Annotated in this window: 5 protein-coding genes and 1 pseudogene; 5 read left to right on the top strand and 1 reads right to left on the bottom strand. The window is 71.5% G+C overall.

Annotated elements, in window-relative coordinates; genetic code table 11:
* Both AB0A94_RS36935 and AB0A94_RS36930 read left to right on the top strand, forming a co-directional pair.
* Positions 1 to 189 (top strand): annotated as a pseudogene (locus tag AB0A94_RS36935) (acetyl-CoA C-acyltransferase); the annotation flags it as partial.
* 39 nt (positions 190 to 228) lie between these two features.
* Complete coding sequence (locus AB0A94_RS36930) at positions 229 to 2,406, top strand: 3-hydroxyacyl-CoA dehydrogenase NAD-binding domain-containing protein (RefSeq protein WP_361751191.1); 2,178 nt, start codon at positions 229 to 231, stop codon at positions 2,404 to 2,406.
* A gap of 31 nt (positions 2,407 to 2,437) precedes the next feature.
* On the opposite strand, the gene AB0A94_RS36925 is transcribed toward AB0A94_RS36930, so the two are convergent.
* Complete coding sequence (locus tag AB0A94_RS36925) at positions 2,438 to 3,133, bottom strand: MerR family transcriptional regulator (protein WP_361751189.1); 696 nt, start codon at positions 3,131 to 3,133, stop codon at positions 2,438 to 2,440.
* A 220-nt stretch (positions 3,134 to 3,353) separates the two neighbouring features.
* Between AB0A94_RS36925 and AB0A94_RS36920 the strand changes: the two genes are divergently transcribed.
* The 3 genes from AB0A94_RS36920 to AB0A94_RS36910 all read left to right on the top strand — a co-directional run bounded on the left by AB0A94_RS36920 (position 3,354) and on the right by AB0A94_RS36910 (position 7,448).
* Positions 3,354 to 4,820, top strand: a complete 1,467-nt coding sequence (locus AB0A94_RS36920; protein WP_361751187.1) for an amino acid permease — start codon at positions 3,354 to 3,356, stop codon at positions 4,818 to 4,820.
* Positions 4,821 to 4,881: 61 nt separating this feature from the next.
* Positions 4,882 to 5,361, top strand: coding sequence for a macro domain-containing protein (locus AB0A94_RS36915; protein WP_361751185.1), 480 nt, complete (start codon positions 4,882 to 4,884; stop codon positions 5,359 to 5,361).
* Between the two features lie 128 nt (positions 5,362 to 5,489).
* Complete coding sequence (locus AB0A94_RS36910) at positions 5,490 to 7,448, top strand: Xaa-Pro dipeptidyl-peptidase (protein ID WP_361751183.1); 1,959 nt, start codon at positions 5,490 to 5,492, stop codon at positions 7,446 to 7,448.
* The last annotated feature ends 106 nt before the right edge of the window (positions 7,449 to 7,554 follow it).

The following is a 7,554-nucleotide window of genomic DNA, read 5'->3' as shown; positions in this document are numbered from 1 at the left end:
GGCCTGTCCCTGGACAAGGTCAACGTCAACGGCGGCGCCATCGCCCTGGGGCATCCCCTCGGCGCCACCGGCGCGATGATCCTCGGCACCCTCGTCGACGAACTCGAACGCCAGGACAAGCGCTACGGCCTCGCCACGCTGTGCGTGGGCGGCGGCATGGGCATCGCCACCGTCGTCGAACGCCTCTGAACCCCGGCGACCCGCCACCTCACTCACGGAGACTTCCCCATGACCGAGAGCACCACCATCCGCTGGGAACAGGACCGCACCGGCGTCGTCACCCTCGTCATCGACGATCCCCACCAGTCCGCCAACACCATGAACCGGGCGTTCCGCGACTCCCTCGCCGTGATCACCGACCGCCTGGAGGCGGAGAAGGACTCCCTCCGCGGCGTCATCATCACCTCCGCCAAAAAGACCTTCTTCGCCGGCGGCGACCTGCGCGACCTCATCCGGGTCACCCCCGAGACGGCCCAGGACCTCTTCGACGGCGGCATGGCCCTCAAGCGGCACCTGCGCCGCATCGAGACCCTCGGCAAGCCCGTCGTCGCGGCGATCAACGGCGCCGCCCTCGGCGGCGGCTACGAACTCGCCCTCGCCTGCCACCACCGGATCGCCCTCGACGCCCCCGGCTCCAAGATCGGCTGCCCCGAGGTCACCCTCGGCCTGCTCCCCGGAGGCGGCGGCGTCGTCCGCACCGTCCGCATGCTCGGCATCACCGACGCGCTGCTGAAGGTGCTCCTCCAGGGCACCCAGTACAGCCCGCGCCGCGCCCAGCAGAACGGCCTGGTCGACGAGATCGCCGACACGCGCGAGGACATGCTCGCCAAGGCCCGCGCCTACATCGACGCCCACCCCGAGTCCGCCCAGCCCTGGGACCGGCCCGGCTACCGCATCCCCGGCGGCACCCCCGCCCACCCGAAGTTCGCCGCCAACCTGCCCGCCTTCCCGGCCAACCTGCGCAAGCAGACGGGCGGCGCCCCCTACCCGGCCCCGCGCAACATCATGGCCGCCGCCGTCGAGGGCTCCCAGGTCGACTTCGAGACCGCCCAGGTCATCGAGGCCCGCTACTTCGTCGAGCTGGCCGCCGGACAGACCGCGAAGAACATGATCCAGGCGTTCTTCTTCGACCTCCAGGCCGTCAACTCCGGCGCCAGCCGGCCCAAGGGAGTCGAACCGCGCGAGGTCACCAAGGTCGCCGTCCTCGGCGCCGGGATGATGGGCGCCGGCATCGCCTACTCGTGCGCCCGCGCGGGCATCGACGTCGTCCTGAAGGACGTCTCCCTGGAGGCCGCCGTCAAGGGCAAGGGCTACTCCGAGAAGCTGTGCGCCAAGGCCGTCGCCAAGGGCCGCACCAGCCGGGAGAAGGCCGACGCGCTGCTCGCCCGCATCACGCCCACCGCCGAGGCCGCCGACCTCGCCGGCTGCGACGCGGTCATCGAGGCCGTCTTCGAGGACACCTCCCTCAAGCACAAGGTGTTCCAGGAGATCCAGGACGTCGTCGCCCCCGACGCGCTGCTGTGCTCCAACACCTCCACCCTGCCCATCACCGCCCTCGCCGAGGGCGTCCAGCGCCAGGCCGACTTCATCGGGCTGCACTTCTTCTCGCCCGTCGACAGGATGCCGCTGGTCGAGATCATCAAGGGCGGGCGCACCGGCGACGAGGCGCTGGCCCGCGCCTTCGACCTGGTCCGGCAGATCAACAAGACCCCGATCGTCGTCAACGACTCGCGCGGCTTCTTCACCTCGCGCGTCATCGGGCACTTCATCAACGAGGGCGTCGCCATGGTCGGCGAGGGCATCGAGCCCGCGTCGGTCGAGCAGGCGGCGGCCCAGGCGGGCTACCCGGCCAAGGTGCTCTCCCTGATGGACGAGCTGACGCTCACCCTCCCGCGCAAGATCCGGAACGAGACGAAGCGGGCCGTCGAGGAGGCCGGCGGCACCTGGACCGCGCACCCCGCCGAAGCCGTCGTCGACCGCATGGTCGACGAGTTCGAGCGCCCCGGCCGCAGCGGCGGCGCCGGCTTCTACGAGTACGGCGAGGACGGCAAGCGGGGCGCCCTGTGGCCGGGACTGCGCGAGCACTTCACGAAGCCCGGACATGAGATCCCGTTCCGCGACATGCAGGAGCGCATGCTGTTCGCCGAGGCGCTGGACACCGTCCGGCTCCTCGAGGAGGGCGTGCTGACCTCCGTCGCCGACGCCAACATCGGCTCCATCCTCGGCATCGGCTTCCCGGGCTGGACCGGCGGAGTCCTGCAGTACATCAACGGCTACGAGGGCGGCCTGCCCGGATTCGTAGCCCGCGCGCGGGAACTCGCCGAGCGCTACGGCGAGCGCTTCACCCCGCCGGCGCTGCTGGTGGCGAAGGCGGAACGGGGGGAGACCTTCACGGACGCCCGCTGACCCGCGGCGAGGGGTGACGGGGCGCGCCCCGTCACCCCTCCTCGTCGAGCCACTGGGCCAGCTCCTCCCGCAGCGACCGCTGGAACGTGGTCAGCAGCGCCTGCACCACCAGCGGATGCATCCGGGCGGACAGGGACCGCACGTCCCGCGCGTCCCGCTCCGCGACCGCGTCGCGCAGCAGCCGCGACAGCTCGCGGGCGGCAGCGCGGGAGTGCTCGATGAGCGCGGTGCGCGCGGCGAGGACCGTCTCGTGGGACAGCGGTACGTCCAGCAGCTCCACCCCGAGCCGCAGCAGCCCGGGGTCGACCCGGAACACCTCGCCGTCCCGCTCGACGACTCCCATCGCCGCCAGCCGCCGGAGATCCTCCTCGCCCAGCGCCCGCCCCGCCCGGCGCTCCAGCTCCCCGCGCGACACCGTCTCCACCGCCTCGGGCGCCCAGGAGGCCACCACCGCCCGCTGGATCGCCAGGTCCCGGACGCTCAGGTCCGGCGGCAGCTGCCCCAGGTACCGTTCGATCGCCGCCAGCGTCATGCCCCGGTGCTGCAACTCCTCGATGAGCTCCAGCCGGGCCAGGTGCTCCCGCCCGTAGTGACCGACCCGCCGGGGACCGATCACCGGCGGCGGCAGCAGCCCCTTGGTGCCGTAGAAGCGGACCGTGCGCACGGTGACACCGGCCCGGGCCGCCAGTTCGTCGATCGTGAGCGGCTGCTCGGTCTCGGTCGTCATGTGCAGCAGTATCGCTGTCCCACCACCGCTGTGACACCTCGGCTGTCACCCCGCGCGGGCGTGTGAGATGTTCCGCGGTGTGACGTGCGCCATCGCGTGAGGCACCGCACTTCGGGAAAGGTGCCCCCTCGGTCTGTGCCGTGACCCGAGCGCGCCGGCCGAGGCAATCCGGACACCCGGGCGCGACCCGCCCGAGCGCACCAGAGAGTGGAACCACTTCGTGAGCAAGGACGCCGTCACCACGGCAACGGCCGCAGAGCGCACCGCCGCGGCCCCGACGCCCGCGGACGCGGGCGACGCCGGCTACAGCAAGGACCTCAAGGCCCGCCACGTCAACATGATCGCCATCGGAGGCGCGATCGGCACCGGACTCTTCCTGGGCGCCGGAGGACGCCTGCACGACGCGGGCCCGGCGCTCGCGATCGCCTACCTGGTCTGCGGCGTCTTCGCCTTCTTCGTCGTCCGCGCCCTGGGCGAGCTGGTCCTGTACCGGCCGTCGTCCGGATCCTTCGTGTCGTACGCGCGCGAGTTCCTCGGCGAGAAGGGCGCGTACGTCGCCGGCTGGATGTACTTCCTGAACTGGTCGACCACCGGCATCGCCGACATCACCGCGATCGCCCTCTACACGCACTACTGGAGCGCGTTCACCGACATCCCGCAGTGGGTGCTCGCGCTGATCGCCCTCGCCGTGGTCCTGGCGGTGAACCTGATCTCGGTGAAGATCTTCGGCGAGATGGAGTTCTGGTTCGCGATCGTCAAGGTCGCCACCCTCGTCGCCTTCATGTTCGTCGGCGTCTTCCTGCTCGCCACCCGGCACGAGGTGGGCGGCGGCACCCCCGGCCTGAACATGATCACCGACAACGGCGGAATCCTCCCGCACGGCGTGCTGCCCGTCGTCCTCGTCATGCAGGGCGTGATCTTCGCGTACGCGGCGCTGGAACTGGTCGGCGTCGCCGCGGGCGAGACCGCCGAACCGGAGAAGGTCGTCCCCCGCGCGGTGAACTCCATCATGTGGCGCGTCGGCCTCTTCTACGTCGGCTCCGTCGTCCTGCTCGCCCTCCTGCTGCCCGGCTCGATGTACTCGGCCGGCGAGAGCCCCTTCGTCACGGTCCTGTCGAAGATCGGCGTCCCGGCCGCCGGCGACGTGATGAACCTCGTCGTCCTCACGGCCGCGATGTCGTCCCTGAACTCCGGCCTGTACTCCACCGGCCGCATCCTGCGCTCCATGGCCATGGCGGGCTCCGCCCCGAAGTTCACCGCCCGCATGAACCGCAGCCAGGTGCCCTACGGCGGCATCCTGCTGACCTGCGGCGTGTGCGTCCTCGGCGTCGGCCTGAACTTCCTCATGCCGGCCCAGGCCTTCGAGATCGTGCTGAACGTCGCCTCCCTCGGCATCATCAGCACCTGGGTGATCATCATGATCTGCCACCTGGTCTTCGTCCGCCGCGCCCGCGCCGGACTCCTCGCCCGCCCGTCCTTCCGGCTCCCCGGCAGCCCGGTGACCGAGATCGCCACCATCGCCTTCCTGGTCTCCGTCCTCGGCCTGATGTGGAACGACCCGGAGGTCGGCCGCAAGACGCTGCTGCTCGTCCCCGTGATCGCCGCGATGCTGGTCGGCGGCTGGTACGGCGTCCGCCGCCGGGTGGCGCGGAACGCGGACCGGGAGCTCTCGCGGCTGACGAAGTAGCGGGCCGCTGACGAAGCAACGGGCCGGAGCCACTGTCAGTGGCGACGTCTACGGTGGCGTCATGTCGGAGATCACGTATGTCCGGGGTGACGCCACCGTACCGTCGGCGAAGGGCGTCAAGGTCATCGCCCATGTCTGCAACGACATCGGCGGGTGGGGGAAGGGCTTCGTCCTGGCCGTGTCGCGCCGCTGGCCCGAACCGGAGGCCGCCTACCGCGCCTGGCACCGGGACCGCGCCGCGAACGACTTCGCTCTGGGCGCGGTCCAGCTGGTCCGGGTCGAGCGGTACGTCTGGGTGGCCAACATGATCGGCCAGCGGGGTGTACGGACGGGCAGCAAGGGCGTCCCCGTCCGCTACGAGGCGATCGACACCGCCCTCGGCCGCCTCGCCGACCGGGCGACGGAGCTGAACGCCTCCGTGCACATGCCCCGCATCGGCTGCGGCCTGGCCGGCGGCAAGTGGTCCCGCGTCGAACCCCTGATCACCGAGCGACTGGTACGGCGCGGGATACCGGTGACGGTGTACGACCACGGCGACTGAGCGGTCCCGTCACCGCTCCCGCGCGTGAACCGGCGCGCCCCACCAGGCGTGGTTTCAGCCACCGGTGACTCCATGAGGCGCCAACCGCCCTCTTCTGCACCCGAGTTCACCCCTGTACCGTCCCGCGCATGCCAAAACGCACGCGCTTCACGACCTGGAGACCGCTCGCGACGGCGGCCACCGCCGCCCTGACGGCCACGCTCCTCACCCCCGTGGCGGCACACTCCGCGCCGCCGCGCGAGAGCCTGCCCGTCCACTCCTACGACGACGCCGTCCGCGAGGCCGTCTGGGTGGACACCGGGCTCGACGAGGACCGGGACGGACGCACCGACCGGGTCGCCGTCGACATCGTCCGGCCCAGCGAACCCGCACAGCGGGGCCGGAAGGTCCCCGTCATCATGGACGCCAGCCCGTACTACTCCTGCTGCGGGCGCGGCAACGAGAGCCAGAAGAAGACCTACGACGCGAACGGCGACGTCGTGCGGATGCCGCTGTTCTACGACAACTACTTCGTGCCGCGCGGCTACGCCGTCGTCGGTGTCGACCTGGCCGGAACCAACCGGTCCGACGGCTGTGTGGACGTCGGGGGCCGCTCCGACATCCAGTCCGCGAAGGCCGTCGTCGACTGGCTGAACGGCCGCGGCACGGCGTACACCACCCGCACCGGCACCGAACGGGCCCGGGCCGACTGGACCAACGGCCGCACCGGCATGATCGGCAAGAGCTGGGACGGCACCATCGCCAACGGCGTCGCCGCCACCGGCGTCGAGGGCCTGGAGACCATCGTCCCGATCGCCGCCATCTCCTCCTGGTACGACTACTACTTCACCCAGGGCGCCCCGCTCTACGACTCCGGCCCCGACTGGCTGTCCCAGTACGTCGAGACACCCGAGGCCCGCGACCGGTGCGACGAGGTCCAGCGCGAACTCGTCGAGGGCGCCCCGCGCACCGGCGACCGGACACCCCTGTGGACCGAACGCGACTACGTGCGCGCCGCGAAGAAGGTGAAGGCCAGCGTCTTCCTGGTGCACGGCATGCAGGACCTCAACGTACGGATGCAGCACGTCGGCCCCTGGTGGGACGCCCTCGCGGAGAACGGCGTCGAGCGCAAGATCTGGCTCTCCCAGACCGGCCACGTCGACCCCTTCGACTTCCGCCGCGCCGAGTGGGTCGACACCCTGCACCGCTGGTTCGACCACGAACTCCTCGGCTACGACAACGGCATCGACCGCGAACCCGTGGCCGACATCGAACGCCGGCCCGACCAGTGGGTGACCTCGAAGAGCTGGCCGCCGCGCGGCACCCACACCACGACCCTGCGCCCCGCGCGGGGCACCGAGGCCGGCGTCGGCACCCTCGGCCTGAGCAAGGGCAAGGGGACCGAGGCCTTCACCGACGACCCGCGGCTGAGCGAGACCGACTGGGCCGCCCGCGTCGACACCCCGACCCCGGACAAGGCCGGCTTCGTCACCGGCCCGCTCACCCGCGACCTGCGCCTGTCCGGCGCCTCCCGGGTCACCGTCACCGCCACCCCCAGCACACCCACGGCCCACCTCTCCGCCGTACTCGTGGACCTCGGCCCCGACACCGTCCGCGACTACACCGCCGACGGAGAAGGCATCACCACCCTTCCCGAGCGCACCTGCTGGGGCGCGAGCACCGCGGGCGACAGCTCCTGCTTCCAGGAGACCCGCGCCACGACCACCGACGTCGAGCACACGATCGTCAGCCGTGGCTGGGCCGACCTCGGCAACCACGCCGACGACGGAAAGGGCGAGCCGCTCACCCCCGGCAAGCGGTACACCATCACCCTCGACCTGGCGGCCACCGACCACGTCGTCCCCCGGGGCCACCGCCTGGCACTGATCGTCGCCGGCACCGACCGGGGCCTGATCGATCCCCCGGCCGACACCCCGACGCTCACTCTCGATCTGGCCCGTACCTCCGCGCGGGTGCCGTTCGTCGGCGGAACGGCCGCCTTCGCCCGCGCCACGGCGGGGTCGCACACCACGGCCCCGGACACCGTCCTGGACGGCGTGGGCCGACCGGACGTCACCGCCCACCGCGTCCCCGGGGAGGCCCGGTGAAACGAGGCCGCACGACGTATCACCTGGTGGAAGGGGAGGCCGACACTTTCCGTCGCTGAGGTGAGTTTTGCGCCAAAGGTGGTAGGGGCGTAACGGGAGGAGTGCC

Source organism: Streptomyces sp. NPDC044984 (genome assembly GCF_040646935.1).
Classification (GTDB): Bacteria; Actinomycetota; Actinomycetes; order Streptomycetales; family Streptomycetaceae; genus Streptomyces.
The sequence above is the reverse complement of the archived record's forward strand: the minus strand, read 5'-3'. Positions and strand labels throughout refer to the sequence as shown.